This window comes from Bacillales bacterium, from assembly GCA_035700025.1.
Lineage (GTDB): Bacteria > Bacillota > Bacilli > Bacillales > DASSOY01 > DASSOY01.
On the sequence record DASSOY010000073.1, the window covers coordinates 26326 to 44742 of the forward strand.

An 18417-nucleotide genomic window follows, 5' to 3' on the forward strand; every position below is an offset into this window, starting at 1 on the left:
CTCAGCTCTCACTCGCTTGAAACAGTTTCGGCGCGCCGAAATAGAGCAAAATCAATACAACCGCCGACAAAAGGAATGAAGGAATCATGTAGCCGAGATTGTAGACGAGAGAGTAGACGACGACCGGTGTTCCTTCCGGCGCATACGATCCCCACCAAACGATACCCGAAACAAAATGGGCCGCAAACCGCAAGCCGCTGCCGAGAAGAGTTCCGAGAAACAGGCGTGCCCCGTTCAGCAAGCGTGCGTCCCCTGCTTTCAGACGAAACACCCCGGCAATCCCGACCAACAAAAAGGCGAGCGGATAGTCTACTAAAATGGAAACCGGATGCACCAAATAAGGGTTCAACAAAAAATTGACAATACCGAAAATCAATCCCGTAACTAAGCCAGCTTCGACGCCTCTCCGAAACGCCATCAACAAGATCGGCACCATTTCCAAGGAAATCGACCCGCCGTATGCCCACGGCGCATCAAATTTCACATAACTGAGAACCACCGCGAGCGCCACCATGACCGCCGTTTCCGTAATCAAACGTGTCCGTTTCAAATTCATTCGAAAAACAACCTCCTTCAATAGTCAATAAACGAGTGCGGAGCAGTTTGCATAAAAAAAACAGTTCCACGCACGCAAAGGGGAACTGTCTTCACCGACAATTAACCACAATCCCTACGCAGGCATGATCCATACTCAGGTTTCAAGGGTCGGAAGACTACTTCCCTCTCAGCTCCTCAATCGGAACTCCCCCTGTGGAAGAACGATTCAATTGTATTGAAGTCACTTAGTCGCCGCGAATCGCACGAATCGCCGCGGCACGGTCTTTCTTGTTGAAAATCGCCGAACCGGCCACGAGCACGTCAGCGCCGGCCTCGATGCACGACGAAGCATTTTCTGCAGTAATCCCGCCGTCCAATTCAATTTCAATCGGTCGATTTTCTTGTTTTAGTTTATCAGAAAGTGAACGAATTTTCGATAAAACGCCTTCGATAAAAGATTGACCGCCGAATCCCGGATTTACGGTCATTAACAACACAAGATCGACATCGTCGATGATATGGCGGATGGTCTCGAGCGGCGTTGCCGGGTTCAACACAACGCCGGCCTTCGCCCCGTGGTTTTTAATCGCATGAACGGTCCGGTGCAAATGCGGACACGTTTCCACGTGCACCGAAACGATATCCGCTCCCGACTTCACGAAATCTTCAATGTAACGATCCGGCTGCTCAATCATTAAGTGGACGTCAAGCGTGAGCTCTGTCAGCGGTCGAATCGCCGAGACGACTTGCGGTCCCATCGTAAGGTTCGGCACGAAATGTCCATCCATCACGTCAATATGAATGTAATCGGCTCCTCCTTGTTCAACGTCGCGAATTTCATCTCCGAGTTTCGCAAAATCAGCAGCCAAGATTGACGGCGCAACTTTCATGGGTCAGTACCTCCGTTTTTGTCCTTGAATTTCTTCATAAAATTGTTTGTAATGCTCATGGCGATATGCCGGGATTTCCTTATTGGCGACCGCTTCTTTCACTGCGCATTTCGGCTCCGCCAAATGCGTGCAGCCGCGAAATTTGCATTCGGCCGCCAACGCACGCATTTCTGGAAAGCAATACGACAAGTCCTTCGCTTCGAGATCGCGGAAATCGAGCGAACTGAATCCCGGCGTGTCAGCGACGTAACCGCTCCCGATAGGGAGCAGCCGAATCCGCCGTGTCGTATGTTTTCCTCTTCCGAGCGCTTCGGAAATCGCACCTGTCTTCAATTCGAACCGCGGATCGAGTGCATTAAGCAATGACGATTTTCCGACACCCGATTGGCCGGCGAAAACGGACGTTTTCCCGTCCAAAAGCCGTGTGAGCGTTTCAAAGTTTCGTTGATCAGCAGCAGAAGTAAACAATACCTCGTAACCGATCTTGCGATAATCGGCGGCAAAACGCTCCATTTCTTTACGAATGGCGTCGTCCGCCAAATCCGTTTTCGAAAAACAAATGATCGGCAAAATATCGTCCGCTTCCAGCCTGACGAGAAAACGGTCAAGCAAGAGCGGTTGAAAGTCCGGTTCCACCGCCGAAAAGACGAGGATCCCTTGGTCCAAATTGGCCAATGGGGGTCGCAGCATTTCGTTCTTACGCGGTTTGATCTCGAGAACGTAACCTTCTTTGAAATCGACGATGTCCCCGACAAGCGGGGTCACTTTTTTTTGCCGAAAGTTTCCCCTTCCCCGGCAACGGTAAATCTCGCCGTCGTGCTCGATATCGTAATATCCACTTAGCGATTGGATGATTTTTCCTTCAGGCATTGTCGTTAGTTGTCACTCGTTTCCTTCGTGATTTGATCGTAGCTTTTTTTTATCGTTTGATGCAACTTTCCGTTTTCATATACCCAAATGGTGATACTGCCGTCCGGATTTACGGTCATCGTCAATTCATACGTTTTCGTATCCTTCAACTTTTCCTCGACGAAAACGGCCTTGTCATGATTGGCATCGCTGTACACGATTTTCACGTCGATCGGCTTGCCTTGATCCGGACCTTCCACCGTAATCGGCTGCTTGAAAGTGAACGGCTCTTCCGGATCTGGTTTCGGTCCTTTCGAAACCGTAAACTCAACCTCGTCACCTTTCGTCAATTCCGTTCCCGGCTCTGGAGATTGCGTCAACACAGTCCCTTCCGGAACGGTGTCACTGTATTCGCTGCCTTGAAAATTCGGGACAAGCGACTGTTCCATGATCGCGTTCTCCGCTTCTTCGCGGGTCATACCGCTCAAATCGGGAACGCCCACCGGCTGGGGCCCTTTGCTGTAAAAAAGGACAAGTTTCGTATTTTCCGGAACGACCGTCGTTCCAGCGTCCGGCTCCTGATCGAACACTTCCCCTTTCGCATAATGGGAATCGTACACCCCGCGAAAATCAACGTTTCGAAACCGTTCTCCAGAGACGAGCAGTTCCACCGTGTCTTTATTTTTTCCGATATAATTTTCGAGCACGATTTTCTCTGGACCTTTGCTGACGAACAAGTGAACCGTCCGGCCTTTTTTCAACATCGTTCCCGAAGCCGGATTTTGTTTCGTCACTTCGTCCTTTTCGTATTCGGTGCTGTACACTTTTTCCGTGTCGACCTTCAATTGTTTCTCCTTAATCAATTCGCGCGCTTTCTCAATGTTCATACCGACCACTTTCGGCACCTTAACGTCCTCGACATACAACAAATCCGGAATAATGCCGAGAGCAGCAACAGCTGCACCGCCCAACAGCAATAATCCGAGTATGACGGCAAAGATCGTTTTTTTCGCTTTTCCTTTATACTTCGCAGGCTTATTCCCGTCACCGCCGGATCCTCCCGAATCCATGCTGCCGGTCGACCCGGACCCGCCCGCTCCTGAACCGCTGGCGGAGGCAACGACCGGGGGCATGACTTTCGTCGTTTGCTCGCCGTCATCCGGAACGGAATATTTCGGTTCGTTCAGGCGGTCGGGATCAAGCGCCGTCTTCAAATCTTCCCGCATCGCCTCGACTTTGTCATAACGATGGGCCGGGTCTTTCGCCAACGCCTTCAACACGATGTTTTCAACGCTTTGCGGAATCGCCGGGTTGATTTCCCTCGGATCGGGTATATCTTCCTGAAGGTGCTTCAACGCTACGGAAACGGGTGAAGTGCCGGAAAACGGCAGTTCCCCGGTCAACATTTCAAATAGAACGATGCCGAGCGAATAAATGTCGGATTTCGTGTCTGCGTAAGCCCCCCTAGCCTGTTCCGGCGAAAAATAATGGGCCGAACCGAGCACTGAATTCGTATGAGTAATTGTGGCGGACGATGCGGCAAGGGCGATGCCGAAATCCGTCACTTTCACGTTTCCGCGCAAATCGAGCAAAATATTGTGCGGTTTAATGTCGCGATGAACAATATCATGTTCGTGGGCGTGCTCGATCGCCGAAGTGACTTGATCCATGATCCAGAGCGCTTGTCCGACAGATAACGGCGCTTCGCGCTTAATCAAGTCCTTCAGTGTTTCTCCTTCAACGTATTCCATCACAATGTAGTACACGTTTTCACTGTCGTCGCCGATATCGAAAATGTTGACGACGTTCGCGTGCGACAAAGTTGCAACGGAACGGGCCTCGCGACGAAAGCGGCGAATGAAGTCTTCATCATCGGAAAATTCCGACCGAAGCACTTTCACAGCCACATAACGATCAAGGATCAAATCGCGCGCCTTGTATACAAGCGCCATGCCGCCTCCGCCAATCACCGAGATGAGTTCGTAGCGATCTCCGACTCGCTTGCCGATCATCCAGCATCACCAGCCTTGTCACGCCGTTCTCCTTCTGCGTTCTGGTCTTCCTCATTCGTGCTGCTGCGAACCTTTTCTTCTTGCAATTCGTCCGCCGTTTCAGCGTTGCGAACGAGCGTTAACGTGATGTTGTCGTCACCGCCTGCCGAATTGGCGAGCCGGATGAATTCGTCCGCCTGTGTTTGCAGCGGCTCCCCGCTTGCCAACACTTCGTGAATCGTTTCGTCTGAGACGTGATTCGTCAATCCGTCCGAACATAACATAAGAACGTCGTCCGTTTGCCACTCGAGCACATGGGTTTCGATGTTCACTTCACCTTCGGTTCCGAGCGCTTGCATAAGCACGTTTTTACGAGGATGTGTCTCGGCCTCTTGTGCGGAAATTTGTCCTTGGCGAACGAGTTCATAAACGAGTGAATGATCGTTCGTCACTCTGCGGAGTTCATCGCGGCAAAGCCAATATCCCCTGCTGTCGCCTACGTGGGCGACGACCGCAAAATCGCGCGTACAAACGGCAAGGACGACCGTCGTCCCCATCCCTTTGCACTCGGGATGACTTTCGGCATGAGACATAATTTCTTTGTTCGTCATCGCAACGACACGGCATAGCCAGCCGACCGCATCGTCCGTTGTCTCTAACCGTGTTTCTTCTTTCTCCCACTCGCGGCGAACGACGCTTAACGCCAACGCACTTGCGACATCGCCGGCCTGGTGGCCGCCCATTCCATCGGCGACGACCGCGAGCAAACATCCGTCCCCGCGTTCAAACAGCCCTCCAGAATCTTCGTTATGCGAACGGATCCGGCCGCGATCCGTTTGAAACCCCTTTTCCATCGTTACGATACCCCCTGTTTCTGTAAAGCCGCAATGAAAAATCCGTCCGTCCCCGCTTCATGGGGTAAAATTTGCACCATGCCTTTGTCTTCAGAAAGCCGCAAACGCTCTGGCATTCGTTCGCACAATGTACGATCAAACGTAAAATCCGCGTGGTTTCGCAAAAAGTCGCGGACGACTTGCTCGTTTTCTTTTCTTTCGATCGTGCACGTACTGTAAACCAGCGTCCCGCCTGGCTTTACGAGCGGTGCGACAGACGCGAGAATATCGCCTTGGATGCTGGCGAGCCGCTCGACGTCCTCCGGTCGTTTGCTCCACTTAATGTCCGGCTTGCGGCGAATGACGCCGAATCCAGAACACGGTGCATCAATAAGGATGCGGTCGAACGTTTCGCGGCCGAACGATTCCGCGGCCAACCGGCCGTCCAAGTTCGCAGCGTGGATCGACTTAACCCCGAGACGCGCCGCCAATTGTTCAATTAGTTTGACTTTATGATTATGTATGTCAAGCGCGACAATCTCGCCTTCATCGTTCATGAGCTGCGCGAGATGTGTCGTTTTCCCTCCCGGTGCCGCGCACGTGTCAAGCACTCGCATCCCCGGCTTAACGTCGAGCGCATGCGCGGCAAGCATCGACGCTTCATCTTGAATCGTCAACAAGCCTGCGGCAAAACTTTCCGCCTGCTGAACCGCTCCGCTTTTCACAACGACCGCTTCCGGAGCGAGCGCCCCCTCTTCTACCGTCACACCTTCTTCGCGAAGCGTGCGCATCAACGATTCTCTCGTCGTTCTCAATGTGTTCGTTCGCACGGTCACGTTCGGGAGCTCGTTGTTTGCTTCGCATATGTTCGCGACCGTGTCGCGGTCATAATCATTCATCCACTGTTCCAACAGCCACCGCGGGTGACTCGTCTCGATCGCAAGCCGGTCGAGCGGATCGTGAATCACTGCAAAGTCGACTTCGCCGTTGCGCTGATACGCCCGCAATACGCCGTTGACGAGGCCCGCGATCCCGCGATGACCGCGGCGCTTGGCGATTTCCACCGCTTCGTGAAGCACCGCGCGGTCGGGAACACGGTCAAGCTCCGAGAGTTGATACAACGACAACCGCAGCAAAACGCGCACCCACCTTTCCGGTTCTTTTTTCAAGAACCGGTCCAACATGAAGTCCAACGTGTTTTTTCGCTGCACCGTTCCGTAGACGATCCTCGTCAGCAAAGAAAGATCTTTGGCGTTAAGCCGCCTTTCGCGAGCCGCGGAATGAATAAGCAAATGGCTGTACGCCTGGTTTTTTTCAATTTTCATCAAAAGATCGAGCGCGGTTTCGCGCACGTTGCTTGGCCTCATGTCAAACTCCCATTCTGTCTCCCGGATTCATGCCGGCTCCTTGCAAAAACGCTTCGGCGCGCATTCTTTTTTTCCCTGCTGGCTGCAGTTCTTTTACACGGACGGCGATGTCGTCGCCGCATTTGACGAGAAACGAAGTTTTGTCCACTTCGAGAACCGTTCCCGGCTCCGCCTCGTCCGCTCGTTTTTCTTTCGCGGCGCTCCAAATTTTCATGACTTTCCCATTGTATCGGGTGTAAGCGACCGGCCACGGGTTCAGTCCGCGGATACGATCATACACAGCCGTCCCCGGGGCGTGCCAATCGATTTTTTCATCGTCGCGGGTAAGGTTCGGCGCGAACGTCGCGGCTTCGTCGTTTTGCGGAATCGGATTCAACTCACCCGCCCGCAACGCTTTCAACGTCTCTGCCAACAATTGTTCGCCAGCGCGGCTTAATTTGTCGTGAAGCGTGCCGACCGTGTCGTCCTCCTCGATCGGTACGGTCATTTGCGATAAAAGGTCCCCGGCATCAAGCTTTTCCGCCATATACATGATCGTAACCCCGGTTTCTTTCTTTCCATCGAGAATCGCGCGATGAATCGGTGCTCCTCCGCGGTATTCAGGCAAGAGCGAAGCATGCACATTCACGCAGCCGAAGCGGGGAGCGTCCAGCAGCTTTTTCGGTAAAAGTTGTCCGAAAGCCGCAGTTACGACGATCTCGGGCCGTAACGCGAGCACTTTCTCGACTTCTTCCGGCAGCCGGATTTTTTTCGGCTGCAGCACGGGAATGCCGTGTTTTTCCGCTTCAACTTTCACCGGCGGCGGAGTCAATGCCTTCCTGCGCCCTTTCGGTCGATCCGGCTGGGTAACGACGGCGGCCACCTCATGGCCGTCGGCCACAAGCCTCCGCAAGATCGGCACGGAAAAATCAGGCGTTCCCATAAAAACGATGCGCATCCAATCACTGCCTTTCAAACATTAAAACTATTGTTGACGATCCTTTTCATTTATAATCCCGATTGCAAGACTCACATGAGCAGCTGCGGGGTAAGATCGATCGAAATTTGCAAGTCTTTGTTTTGCGCCGGCTTTCCGTAATGCTCCTGAATTTCCTTTAATGCACGGATCAATTCCGGTTCGCGCTTATATTTTATCACGCACTGGTAGCGATATCTATCTTTGATCCTCGGAATGGCGGCAGTAACTGGCCCGAGAATGATGGCCCGTTCCGTCAGCGCCCCTTTCAAATGAGCGGCGATCTTCTCCGCGATCGCGGCCGTCTTCGTCACATCCGGATCGGAAACCGTGACGAGCGCCAGAAAATAATATGGCGGGTATTTGCGCAGCCGCCGCTGTTCCATTTCTTTCTGGTAAAAAGTCATGTAGTCATGGCGCGAAGCGAGTTCGATACTGTAATGGGAAGGCGTATAGCTTTGAACGACGACTTCGCCCGGAAGTTCATGTCTCCCCGCCCGACCGCTCACTTGTGTCAACAGTTGAAACGTTCGTTCCGCCGAACGGAAATCGGGCAAATGCAGCATCGAATCGGCGGCAAGCACACCGACAAGCGTTACGTTCGGAAAATCGAGGCCTTTCGCGATCATTTGCGTGCCGAGCAAAATATCCGCTTTACGGTCAGCAAACGTTCGCAGCAATTTCTCGTGCATCCCTTTGCGCGAAGTCGTATCGACGTCCATACGGATGACACGCGCCTCAGGCAGCACTTTCGCCAATTCTTCTTCGACCCGCTGTGTACCCGTTCCGAAAAAACGGATGTACGTACTTTCGCACGAGGGACAGGCATCCGGCGGCGATTGCTTATAACCGCAATAATGGCATTTTAACGCGGAGACATTTTTATGATACGTGAGCGAAATGTCGCAATGCGGGCATTCGGGGACGAATCCGCAGTCCCGGCACATGAGGAAGGTCGAAAACCCGCGCCGATTCAACAACAACACACTTTGCTGACCGGCTGCGATCCGCTGTTTTAAGGCGTCAAACAAAAGCGAAGAAAACATCGAACGATTATCGTTGCGAAGCTCTTGCCTCATGTCAACCACCTGAACGGCCGGCAACGCTTTTCGGTTAATGCGTTCTTTCAGCGAAGCGAGCCGGTACACTTTCTTCTCCGCCCGCGCATAAGTTTCCAACGCCGGTGTAGCGCTTCCAAGCACGACCGGGCACCGGTGCGCTTCCCCTCGCCGGATTGCAACATCGCGCGCGTGATATCGCGGAGTTTCTTCTTGTTTGTAGCTTGATTCATGCTCTTCATCGATAATGATAAGGCCGATGTTCGAAAAGGGAGCGAATACCGCTGATCTTGCTCCGACGGCGACGGTCACTTCCCGGCGCTGAATCTTCCGCCATTCGTCGTATTTTTCCCCTTTCGAAAGGCCGCTGTGAAGGACGGCCACTTGCGACCCGAACCGTCCTTTGAACCGGGAAACCATTTGCGGGGTCAAGGCAATTTCCGGCACGAGCACGATCGCTTCGCGGCCGCGCCGCAACACGTCGGCAATCGCCTGCAAGTAAATTTCCGTTTTCCCGCTCCCCGTCACACCGTGCAGCAAAATCGTTTCGTGAACGCCTTTCGATACGGCCGCGGCAATCGGCGCGATCGCCGCCTCCTGCTCTTCCGTCAACCGCAAGGGCTTGGACGGCCGAAACGAGTTTTCCCGATATGGATCCCGGTAAGTCTCCCGGTCCTCTTGCTTAAGCAATCCCTTTTTGACGAGAGCATTCACCGTCGCCCGCGACGTATCGATGGCAACAAGTAGTTCTTTCAACAGAACCGGTTCATCGGATTCGACGAAAAAATCGAGCACCCGTTTTTGCTGAAACGCTCGGTCGGAAAGCGCCTTCCTTTCTTCAATGAGACGATCCTTTTTCACGGCGGGCAGCACGTAACGCTCGGTTTTCTTTCCCATGCCGTCCCGTACGTGATGAACGACTTCGAGCTCACCGGTACGTACATGGCGTTGAATGGCGGGAAGCAAGTCGCCCGCTTCTTTCGCCACGTCGTCCCAAAGCACGCGGCGGCCGCTTGAAAACAAGGTTTGCAACGGCTCGGGCAATTCCGGTTCATTTCCTTCACAGACACGAATTTCTTTTTTATAAGAAGCCTTCAAAGCAGCCGGAAGCATTGCTTGAAAAGCGGAAATGGCAAAACACGCCGTTTGTTCCGCCATCCAAAACCCAAGGTGGATCAATTCTTCGGTCAGCACCGGTTCGACGTCGCGAACATCATTGATCGTTTTTAATTTCCGTTCGGTATCAGGCTTGTCCTTGATGTCCACGACGAAACCTTGGATTTTCCGCGGACCGAAAGGTACCGTCACGCGTGTGCCGACTTGCACCGTTTCGGTAAATCGTTCCGGGATCTCGTAATCGAAAAGACGGTCCGTCGAAGATGCCGGGACGTCGACGACAACACGGGCAATCATTTTGACCTCCGCCTTTTCAACCGTTCGTAAACTTCATCGACGATTCGTTCAGCGACTTCGTCTTTCGACAAGAGCGGCCATTGCGCCGCTTCCCCTTCCCGGCTCACCACCGTCACTTGGTTCGTATCTGTGCGAAATCCTGACCCCTGTTGGCTAATGTCATTGACGACAATGAAATCGAGGTTTTTCTTGCGCAGCTTTTCCGATGCATGCCGCTGCACATCGTTCGTTTCTGCCGCAAAACCGACAAGCACTTGGTCTTTTTTGCGCGCGCCAAGCTCAGCGAGGATGTCTTGCGTCCGTTCCATTTCAACGACCCATTCGCCGCCGCCTTTCTTGAACTTTTCCGAAAACGTCCGTTTCGGCCGATAATCGGCAACCGCCGCCGCTTTAATGACGGCGTCTTGGGCGGCAAAGCGTTCGACCACCTGCTCGTACATTTCAGCGGCGCTCGTCACGCGAACAACTTTGACGCCTGCGGGAGGCGGAAGTTCCGACGGGCCGGATACGAGCGTCACCTCAGCGCCGCGCGCAGCGGCAGCCTTCGCCAATGCGTACCCCATCTTTCCCGAAGAATGATTGGAGAAATACCGGACCGGATCAATCTTTTCTTGCGTCGGACCGGCGGTCACCAGAAACTTTTGGCCTCGGAGCGGTTGATCTTTACCCGCTTCAAAATGGCGCAACACAGCGTCGGCGATAACTTCCGGTTCCGCCAAACGTCCTTTGCCGATCCATCCGCAGGCGAGCAAGCCTTCCCCCGGTTCCAACAGCTTGACGTTCATGCGTCTCAACTGCTCCAAATTGTTCTGAACCGCCGGATGGTTGTACATGTTGACGTTCATGGCCGGAGCAACCCAAACCGGCGCTTTCGTTGCCAAAATCGTCGTCGAGACGACGTCGTCAGCGATGCCGTTCGCCAGTTTGCCGATCACGTTCGCTGTGGCCGGGGCGACGATGACGAGATCGGCACGATCAGCCAAATCGATATGAGCGATGCTTGTCGAATCCGGTTCATCAAACGTATCTGTATGAACAGCGTTTCTTGACAACGCCTGAAAAGTAAGCGGGGTAACGAATCGCTGTGCATTTTCCGTCATCAACACGTGAACGTCGAACCCTTGCTGAGCCAACTTGCTCGTCAACGCCGCCGCCTTGAAAGCAGCGATTCCCCCGCTCACGCAGAGCAAGATCGTCTCTTTCTTCCGTGTCATTTCCCATTCCTCCGCATCTCAAAAGGAAAAAGCAACCTACTTCCCACGTAGGTTGCCGCCTTGTTTGTCAGTCTTCCGCATCCATTTCGACACTTAGCTTTCTGTCCGCGATTTCGCGCAATGCTTGCCCGACATACTTGCGCGAATGGACGTCGTCCTTATTGGCGGAACTTACGTTTTGTAATTCGCGCGCCCTTTTCGCCGAAAGGGTTACCAACATGTACTTCGAGTTCACTCTATCCATCAATTCATCGATTGAAGGTTCAAGCATCATTTTCGTCAACCTCCAGCAGTTTCAAATATTGGTCAATCAGCCGGTTTTTCCGGCAATGTTCCGCGGTTACGATCGCTTCAATCCGCTCGCATGCCAACTCGACTTCGTCGTTTTCAACAACGTAATCGTAATGGGTCATCATTTCGATTTCGTCCTTGGCAACGGCGAGCCGGTTCTCAATCAAATCGGCGCTTTCCGTGCCCCGCATCGCAATGCGATGCTTCAATTCTTTTAAATTCGGCGGCGCCAAAAACAAAAATACGGCATCTGGAAACGATTTCCTTACTTTCCTCGCGCCTTGGACTTCGATTTCCAACAAGACGTCTTTTCCTTCGTTCAACGTATCCCGCACATATTGAATCGGCGTTCCGTAATAGTTGTTCACGTATTGCGCCCATTCGAGAAATCCATCCGCTTCAATCATTTCCTCAAACTCTTCTTTCGTCTTGAAGAAATAGTCGACCCCGTGGCGTTCACCTTCCCGCGGCGGCCGGGTCGTCGCCGAAACCGAGTAATTCAAAGACGTTCCTTTGCGGCGAAGCGTTTTACATACCGTTCCTTTTCCAACCCCGGAAGGACCGGAAAGGACGAACAATATCCCTTTGTTTCTCTTCATGCTACCCCTCTTCCGACAGATCATCCTGGTTTAACAAACGTTGCGCAACCGTTTCCGGTTGAACGGAAGATAAGATCACATGATCGCTGTCCATGACGATAACTGCGCGCGTTCTTCTCCCGTATGTGGCGTCGATCAATTTGTTCCGTTCCCTGGAAATTCGAATGAGTCTTTTCACCGGCTGCGAATCCGGACTCGTCACCGAAACGATGCGATTGGCCGATGCAATGTTGCCGAATCCGATATTGACTAGTTTTAACTGACCCATAATTGTCCTCCTACTGAATTCAGCTCGCCCGTCTATTTCCTTGCAGAAGAGCGCTTTATTCGATGTTTTGAATTTGTTCCCTGATCTTTTCCAGTTCGCTTTTCAACTCAACGACGTGGACGCTGATGTCGAAATCGTTCGCCTTAGCGCCGATCGTATTAATCTCGCGGTTCATCTCTTGCTGCAAGAAGTTCAGTTTTTTTCCGACGGCCTCTTCGGATCGCAAATACTTATGAAATTGCTTCACGTGGCTCATGAGCCGGGTCAATTCCTCGTCGATGTTCGCCTTTTCACTGTATACGGCCACTTCGTTTAATAATTTTGCTTCATCGATCTCAGCGTTTTGCTGCAAATACGCCTTCATCCGTTCGGCGAGGCGTTTCCGATAACCTTCGGCCACCGAAGGTGCGTATGCTTTCAACTGAACAATCGTTTCCTCCATTAAGGCGAGGCGCTGCTCCAAATCGTCGTATAAAAAGCGACCTTCGTTCCGGCGCATTTCCAGCAGTTGATCGAGCGCACCTTCCGTCGCCTCGAGCAACTTGTCCGTCACTTCGTCCGATTGTTCGTCCGTTTCTGATACGTCAAAGACACCCTCGATTTTCAACAAGTCGCTTGCCGCGAGCGTTTCCGCAAGCGAATAACGCTGGCTTGCGGCGTTTAGTTCGTTCACATATTGATCAAGCAGTTGCCAATCGACGTTCAACGTTCTCTTAGACAACTCTTTACCTTCTACGGAAATATAAACATTGATTTTCCCTCTTTCGAGGCGTTTCGTGACGAGTTTCTTGATGCGATCCTCACATGGCAGGATGGGGCGCGGGAGTTGGATTGAGCACTCGAGAAATCGGTGATTGACCGATTTCATTTCGACGAGAACGGAATAAGCGTCGGTTTGCACTGATTTTCGCCCGTAACCGGTCATACTTTTGATCATTATACCACTTCCAACGTTCTGATGTGAACTAACTTTCAATCTCTCCGTTTTATGTAATTTCCTTTGCTCATTGTAACGGATATTGCCGACGGCAACAAGTCTTGCGTCCGCCTCACCGCGGTCGAGGCAAAAATAAGAAACCGGAACAGAACCGGTTTCTTGGAAAACCATTTACGCCCGTGAAGACGGTTTCTTGAACGCAGCCGGCAAAAAGGTCGGCAGCGCAGCGAAAACAACGACGCTCAACCATCCGAATGCCGAAAGCGGGGTCGTGCGGAAAACGTCTTGCAACGGCGGTACGTAAATGACGAACAACAACAATAAAATGGAAGACAAGACCGCACCGACGAGATACAAATTGCCGAACGGATTCCGTTCAAAAACGGATTGGTCGCAGCGGCAGTCGAAGACGTGAATGAGCTGCGCGATGACGAGCGTCGAAAAAGCAGCTGTTTGCGCGCTGACGAGATCATCCGGATTCCGGTTAAGCATGAGCAAAAATACCGCGAGCGTCGAGCCGCCGATGAGAAAGCCGCGGCTGACGATTTTCCAGCCGAGTCCACGGGCAAACACCCCTTCGTCGCGCGGGCGAGGCGGCCGCTTCATGAGTTCCCGTTCCGGGGCATCCATGCCGAGCGCGATGGCCGGCAGGCCGTCAGTGACAAGATTGACCCATAAAATTTGAATCGGCACGAGCGGCAGCGGCAAAGCGAGCAGCATCGCGAACAACATCGATAAAATTTCCCCGACGTTCGACGCCAGCATGTACCGAATGAATTTACGAATGTTCTCATAGATGTTGCGGCCTTCCTTCACCGCCGCCCGAATCGTCGCGAAATTGTCGTCGCTCAAAATGAGCGCCGACGACTCCTTCGCCACGTCCGTGCCTGTTTTCCCCATCGCGATGCCGATATTCGCCGCCTTGATCGCCGGCGCATCATTCACACCATCACCTGTCATGGCCACCACATGTCCGTTCCGTTGCAGCGCCTTCACAATTTTTAACTTATGTTCCGGCGACACCCGCGCAAACACGTCCACATCGTCAATCACGCCAGCCAGCTCATCGAGTGCCATCGTTTCCAACGTCTTCCCGCTCATCACACGCCCGCCGGGCGTCACGATGTCGAGCTGCTTCGCCACCGCTCGCGCCGTATCGGCATGATCGCCGGTAATCATCACCGTCCGAACCCCGGCGTCCCGGCATTCCGCGACCGCCTGCTTCACCTCTTCACGAGGCGGATCAATCATGCCTTCCAGCCCGATGAACGTCAAATTCCGCTCGGCTTCAAACACCGACTCCGGCATTTCCGTCCGATTCAGCGGCCGGTACGCCACCGCAATCGTCCGCAAAGCGTCGCCGCCCATCGCTTCATATTCGGATCGAATTCTTTTCGCGAACATTTCCGTCATCCGCTCTTGCCTGCCGGCCCAAAGCACCTCACGGCTCTTCTCGAGCACGACGTCCGGCGCCCCTTTCGTGACGAGGAAGCGCTCCCCGTTCCGGCTCTCAATCAACACGCTCATCATTTTCCGGTTCGAATCGAACGGAAACTCTTTCACCATCTGAAACTGCTCCGCCAGCACGTCCCGCGTCAGCCCCGCCTTTCCCGCCGCTGCCGCAAGCGCTCCTTCCGTCGGGTCGCCGTTCAACACGAATTCGCCGTCACGTTCGACAATCTGTGCGTTATTGCAAAGCATGCCGAACGTGAGCAACTGCTTCAGCGCTTTCCTGTCACTCACGTCAATCTTCCTGTCCTTCTCGTAAAACGCGCCTGCAGGCTCATAACCGGTTCCGGTCACTTGCCACGAATGTCCGCCGCTCCACAACCGCGTCACCGTCATTTTGTTTTGCGTGAGCGTCCCTGTCTTGTCCGAACAAATCACGGTCGCCGAACCGAGCGTTTCCACGCTTGGCAGCCGGCGCACGAGCGCCCGTTTCTTGATCATGCGCTGCACGCCGAGCGCCAACGCGACCGTCACGATCGCCGGCAGCCCTTCAGGTATGGCGGCGACGGCGAGCGAAACGCCGGCCAAAAACATTTTATATACGTCATGGCCTTGAAGGACACCGAGAACGACGACGAGAGCCGTTAACACGAGTGAAGCCGTCACCAATACCTTCCCGAGCTGCTCCAGCCGCTGTTGCAGCGGCGTCATCAACGAATCTTGATTTTGCAGCATTCCGGCGATTTTTCCCATTTCCGTCGCCATTCCCGTCGCCACGACGACCCCAACCGCACTGCCGCGGACTGCCATTGTGCCCATGAAAACGATATTTTCCCGGTCGCCCGCATCAAGATCCCCGCCGTGGATCGGTTCCGCTTTTTTGTCGACCGCGATCGATTCTCCGGTCAATGCCGATTCCTCGGCCGCCAGACCATTGGAGCGAATGAGCCGGATGTCGGCGCCAATTCGGTCGCCGCTATTCACTTGCACGATATCGCCAAAAACCGCTTCTTTGGCGGCGATTTTGCACCATTCGCCGTTCCGCAAAACGGTCATTTGCGGGGCTGACAGTTCTTTCAGCGCTTGCAGCGATTTTTCCGCCTTGCGCTCTTGCACAAACCCAAGAATGCCGTTCATTACGACGATCAAGATAATCGTAACGGCGTCTATGTACTCGCCCAGCAGCCCCGAAATAAGCGTGGCCGCCAACAAGACGACAACCATGAAATCTTTGAATTGTTCCAAAAACACAAGTAATGCGGACGGCCCTTCACGCTCGTCCAATTCGTTGGCGCCGTTTTCCTGAAGCCGGCTTCCGGCTTCCTCATCCGTCAAACCGGAGGAAAAGTCGGTTTCCGTCAATTGTTCGATCTGTTGCGCCGAATGCTCATGCCATCTCATCTTTCCACCCCGCTTAAAAAGTCGTTGATACAAGCCATCTATATTCAGAAGGCGCGCGAAAAATGCTATACTCATGGAAGATTCATCAGAAAACGAAGGACGACCATAGGCAAGAATACGAGGTGATCGAAAATGTCTTTCGATGGAATCGTGACACGAGCCGTCGTGCACGAGTTGCAAGCTTTACAATCAGGAAGAATCACGAAAATTTATCAACCGCACCCGACGGAATTAATCTTTCTAGTGCGCGCCCAACGAAAAAATCATCGCCTGCTCTTGTCGGCGCATCCGCAGTTTGCGAGAATGCAGCTGACCGAAGAAAGCTATGACAACCCGAAAGAACCGCCGATGTTTTGCATGTTTTTGCGGAAGCATTTGGAAGGCGGCATTATCGAAAAAATCAGCCAGCCCGGCAACGAACGGATCGTGACGATCGACATGAAAACGATGGACGAAATCGGCGATGCTGCGCCGAAACAACTCGTGATCGAAATCATGGGCCGCCACAGCAACATTTTACTGCTCGACCCGTCGCGCAACATGATTTTGGATGCGGTAAAGCATTTGCCCCCTGCCGTGAATAGCCATCGGACGATTTTACCCGGCCAAACGTATATCGCTCCACCCGATCAAGAGAAAGCCAATCCGATTGATGCCGATTCGGATACGTTATTGAAAAAAATTGACTTTAACGCCGGCCGGATCGATCGTCAGCTCGTTGCCGCATTTACAGGCATTTCGCCGCTCGTAGCGCGGGAGATCGTACATCGGGCGGGGCTCGGAAACCGCGAATCGCTGGCGCACGCTTTTCAAGAGATGCAAACGCAATGGCGCGAAGAGCGGTACGAACCGGAAATCGCGGAGAACCGGGAAGGAAAAGAGTTTTTCTCGGTCGTCCGGTTGACACATGTCGACGGCGAGCGAAAAACGTTTGAAAGCGTGAGCGCGATGCTCGACCGTTATTACTTCGGGAAAGCGGAGCGCGACCGCGTGCGTCAGCAAGCGCACGATTTGGAGCGGTTGTTGAAAAACGAGCGCGAGAAAAACGTGAAGAAAATCGCGAAGCTCGAACAGACGTTAGTCGACGCGGAAAGAGCAAAGGAATTTCAACTGTTCGGGGAACTGTTGACGGCGCACATGCACGAAATTCGCAAGGGCGACGAGGCGATCGAAGTTGTCAATTATTATGACGAAAACGGCGGCAAGGTAAAAATTCCGCTCGATCCGCAGAAGAGTCCGTCGGACAACGCGCAAAATTATTTTCGCCGCTACAATAAAGCGAAAAATTCGGTCGCCGTCGTGAACGAACAAATCGAAGCGGCGAAAGCGGAAATTGAGTATTTCGAGCGGCTGCTGCAGCAAATGGATTCTGCGGCGCCGAAGGATGTCGCGGAGATTCGCGAAGAGCTGGAAGAGGAAGGATACTTGAAGCGGCGTAACACGGGATGGAAAAAGAAAAAGCCGGAAAAGCCGAAGCCGGATACGTATCGGTCTTCGGAAGGCGTCGACATTCTTGTCGGCAAAAACAATAAGCAAAACGAGTATTTGACAAACCGGCTCGCGCACGCGAATGATATGTGGCTGCATACGAAGGATATCCCCGGATCGCACGTCGTCATTCGCGGCAGCGAATTTGGCGAAGCAACGTTGCACGAAGCGGCAAACCTCGCCGCCTACTTCAGCAAATCAAAGTTTTCAAGCACGGTCCCGGTCGATTATACGCAAATCCGACACGTGCACAAGCCGAACGGCGCCAAACCAGGCTACGTCATTTATGACAACCAGCAGACGCTGTTTGTCACCCCGGATGAAGATCTCGTCCTCACATTAAAAAACAATGCCGCTCAATGAGCGGCATTGTTTTGCTGCCGATTTCCACCCAGCTGCATAGCTGAGATCCACTGCTACCTGCAATCAGTCGTTAGCCGTCTGGAGCACTAGAATCGCTGGAAAACTTACGCACCTCGGCAGATGCGTAAAAGGACTCTGTTATTGCTTCACTCTCGGTTTCGCCGGATGGCAGTCCGGCCGATTCAATTCCGTAACTTCAGCGAGCTTCGTTAAGTAATAGCATTCTTCTCGATACATATGATCAGCCATTAGCGGTGTGAACGTTGATAAAACGGTTTTGTGCATCTCCATTTCTTCCATTTCCTGCAAGAACTCTTGAAAAATCGCCATTTCCAATTTCACTTCTCGGTTGAAGCGGGAAAGCGCGGGAAAACGTTGCAAATTCGCCCGCAGGAAACCGGCCATCTCGACGGCTTTCAAATAAAAATGCTCGAAGTCTTTCGTAAATTGGCGGCTTTTGCTTCGCAGATTATATTCGGTCATTTCCAGCTCTTTTTCTATTGTTCCCGCATGA

Annotated in this window: 15 protein-coding genes, 1 pseudogene and 1 riboswitch; of the genes and pseudogenes, 1 reads left to right on the plus strand and 15 read right to left on the minus strand. The window is 52.9% G+C overall.

Going from position 1 to position 18417, the window contains the following annotated elements:
- Window position 1: 1 nt before the first annotated feature.
- The 14 genes and pseudogenes from thiT to VFK44_13305 form a co-directional block, all read right to left on the minus strand.
- The gene (thiT, locus tag VFK44_13240; protein ID HET7629332.1) at window positions 2–556 is read right to left on the minus strand and encodes an energy-coupled thiamine transporter ThiT; all 555 of its coding nucleotides are present in this window, start codon (window positions 554–556) and stop codon (window positions 2–4) included.
- A 93-nt stretch (window positions 557–649) separates the two neighbouring features.
- A riboswitch (TPP riboswitch) is annotated at window positions 650–759 on the minus strand.
- A gap of 23 nt (window positions 760–782) precedes the next feature.
- A complete protein-coding gene (rpe, locus tag VFK44_13245) occupies window positions 783–1427 on the minus strand; it encodes a ribulose-phosphate 3-epimerase (protein HET7629333.1) in 645 nt (214 codons plus the stop codon).
- A gap of 3 nt (window positions 1428–1430) precedes the next feature.
- Entirely contained in the window at window positions 1431–2297 is an 867-nt protein-coding gene (rsgA, locus tag VFK44_13250; protein ID HET7629334.1) for a ribosome small subunit-dependent GTPase A, read from the minus strand.
- Between the two features lie 5 nt (window positions 2298–2302).
- Entirely contained in the window at window positions 2303–4288 is a 1986-nt protein-coding gene (pknB, locus tag VFK44_13255; protein ID HET7629335.1) for a Stk1 family PASTA domain-containing Ser/Thr kinase, read from the minus strand.
- Window positions 4285–5121, minus strand: a complete 837-nt coding sequence (locus VFK44_13260; protein HET7629336.1) for a Stp1/IreP family PP2C-type Ser/Thr phosphatase — start codon at window positions 5119–5121, stop codon at window positions 4285–4287. Before VFK44_13260 ends, pknB begins: the two co-directional genes overlap by 4 nt.
- Before the next feature lie 2 nt (window positions 5122–5123).
- Window positions 5124–6467, minus strand: a complete 1344-nt coding sequence (gene rsmB / locus VFK44_13265) for a 16S rRNA (cytosine(967)-C(5))-methyltransferase RsmB (GenBank protein HET7629337.1) — start codon at window positions 6465–6467, stop codon at window positions 5124–5126.
- Between the two features lies 1 nt (window position 6468).
- Window positions 6469–7404, minus strand: coding sequence for a methionyl-tRNA formyltransferase (fmt, locus tag VFK44_13270; GenBank protein ID HET7629338.1), 936 nt, complete (start codon window positions 7402–7404; stop codon window positions 6469–6471).
- Between the two features lie 71 nt (window positions 7405–7475).
- Complete coding sequence (gene priA, locus VFK44_13275) at window positions 7476–9893, minus strand: primosomal protein N' (GenBank protein ID HET7629339.1); 2418 nt, start codon at window positions 9891–9893, stop codon at window positions 7476–7478.
- Window positions 9890–11107, minus strand: coding sequence for a bifunctional phosphopantothenoylcysteine decarboxylase/phosphopantothenate--cysteine ligase CoaBC (gene coaBC, locus VFK44_13280; GenBank protein HET7629340.1), 1218 nt, complete (start codon window positions 11105–11107; stop codon window positions 9890–9892). The genes priA and coaBC overlap by 4 nt, the downstream gene beginning before the upstream one ends.
- 67 nt (window positions 11108–11174) lie before the next feature.
- Complete coding sequence (rpoZ, locus tag VFK44_13285) at window positions 11175–11381, minus strand: DNA-directed RNA polymerase subunit omega (GenBank protein HET7629341.1); 207 nt, start codon at window positions 11379–11381, stop codon at window positions 11175–11177.
- Window positions 11371–11997: a guanylate kinase gene (gene gmk, locus VFK44_13290; protein ID HET7629342.1), complete on the minus strand. Its 627-nt coding sequence runs from the start codon at window positions 11995–11997 to the stop codon at window positions 11371–11373. The genes rpoZ and gmk overlap by 11 nt, the downstream gene beginning before the upstream one ends.
- Window position 11998: 1 nt before the next feature.
- Window positions 11999–12265 carry a DUF370 domain-containing protein gene (locus tag VFK44_13295; GenBank protein HET7629343.1) on the minus strand — a complete coding sequence of 89 codons (267 nt, stop codon included), beginning with the start codon at window positions 12263–12265 and terminating at the stop codon, window positions 11999–12001.
- A gap of 55 nt (window positions 12266–12320) precedes the next feature.
- Window positions 12321–13202: a YicC/YloC family endoribonuclease gene (locus tag VFK44_13300; GenBank protein HET7629344.1), complete on the minus strand. Its 882-nt coding sequence runs from the start codon at window positions 13200–13202 to the stop codon at window positions 12321–12323.
- A 140-nt stretch (window positions 13203–13342) separates the two neighbouring features.
- Window positions 13343–16052 (minus strand): annotated as a pseudogene (locus VFK44_13305) (calcium-translocating P-type ATPase, SERCA-type).
- 132 nt (window positions 16053–16184) lie between these two features.
- Between VFK44_13305 and VFK44_13310 the strand changes: the two are divergent.
- On the plus strand, window positions 16185–17903 hold the full coding sequence (locus tag VFK44_13310; protein ID HET7629345.1) for an NFACT RNA binding domain-containing protein: 1719 nt from the start codon (window positions 16185–16187) through the stop codon (window positions 17901–17903).
- Between the two features lie 138 nt (window positions 17904–18041).
- Here VFK44_13310 and VFK44_13315 read toward each other — a convergent pair.
- Window positions 18042–18417: DUF2935 domain-containing protein (locus VFK44_13315; GenBank protein HET7629346.1), on the minus strand; the 376-nt coding region annotated here is incomplete at its 5' end.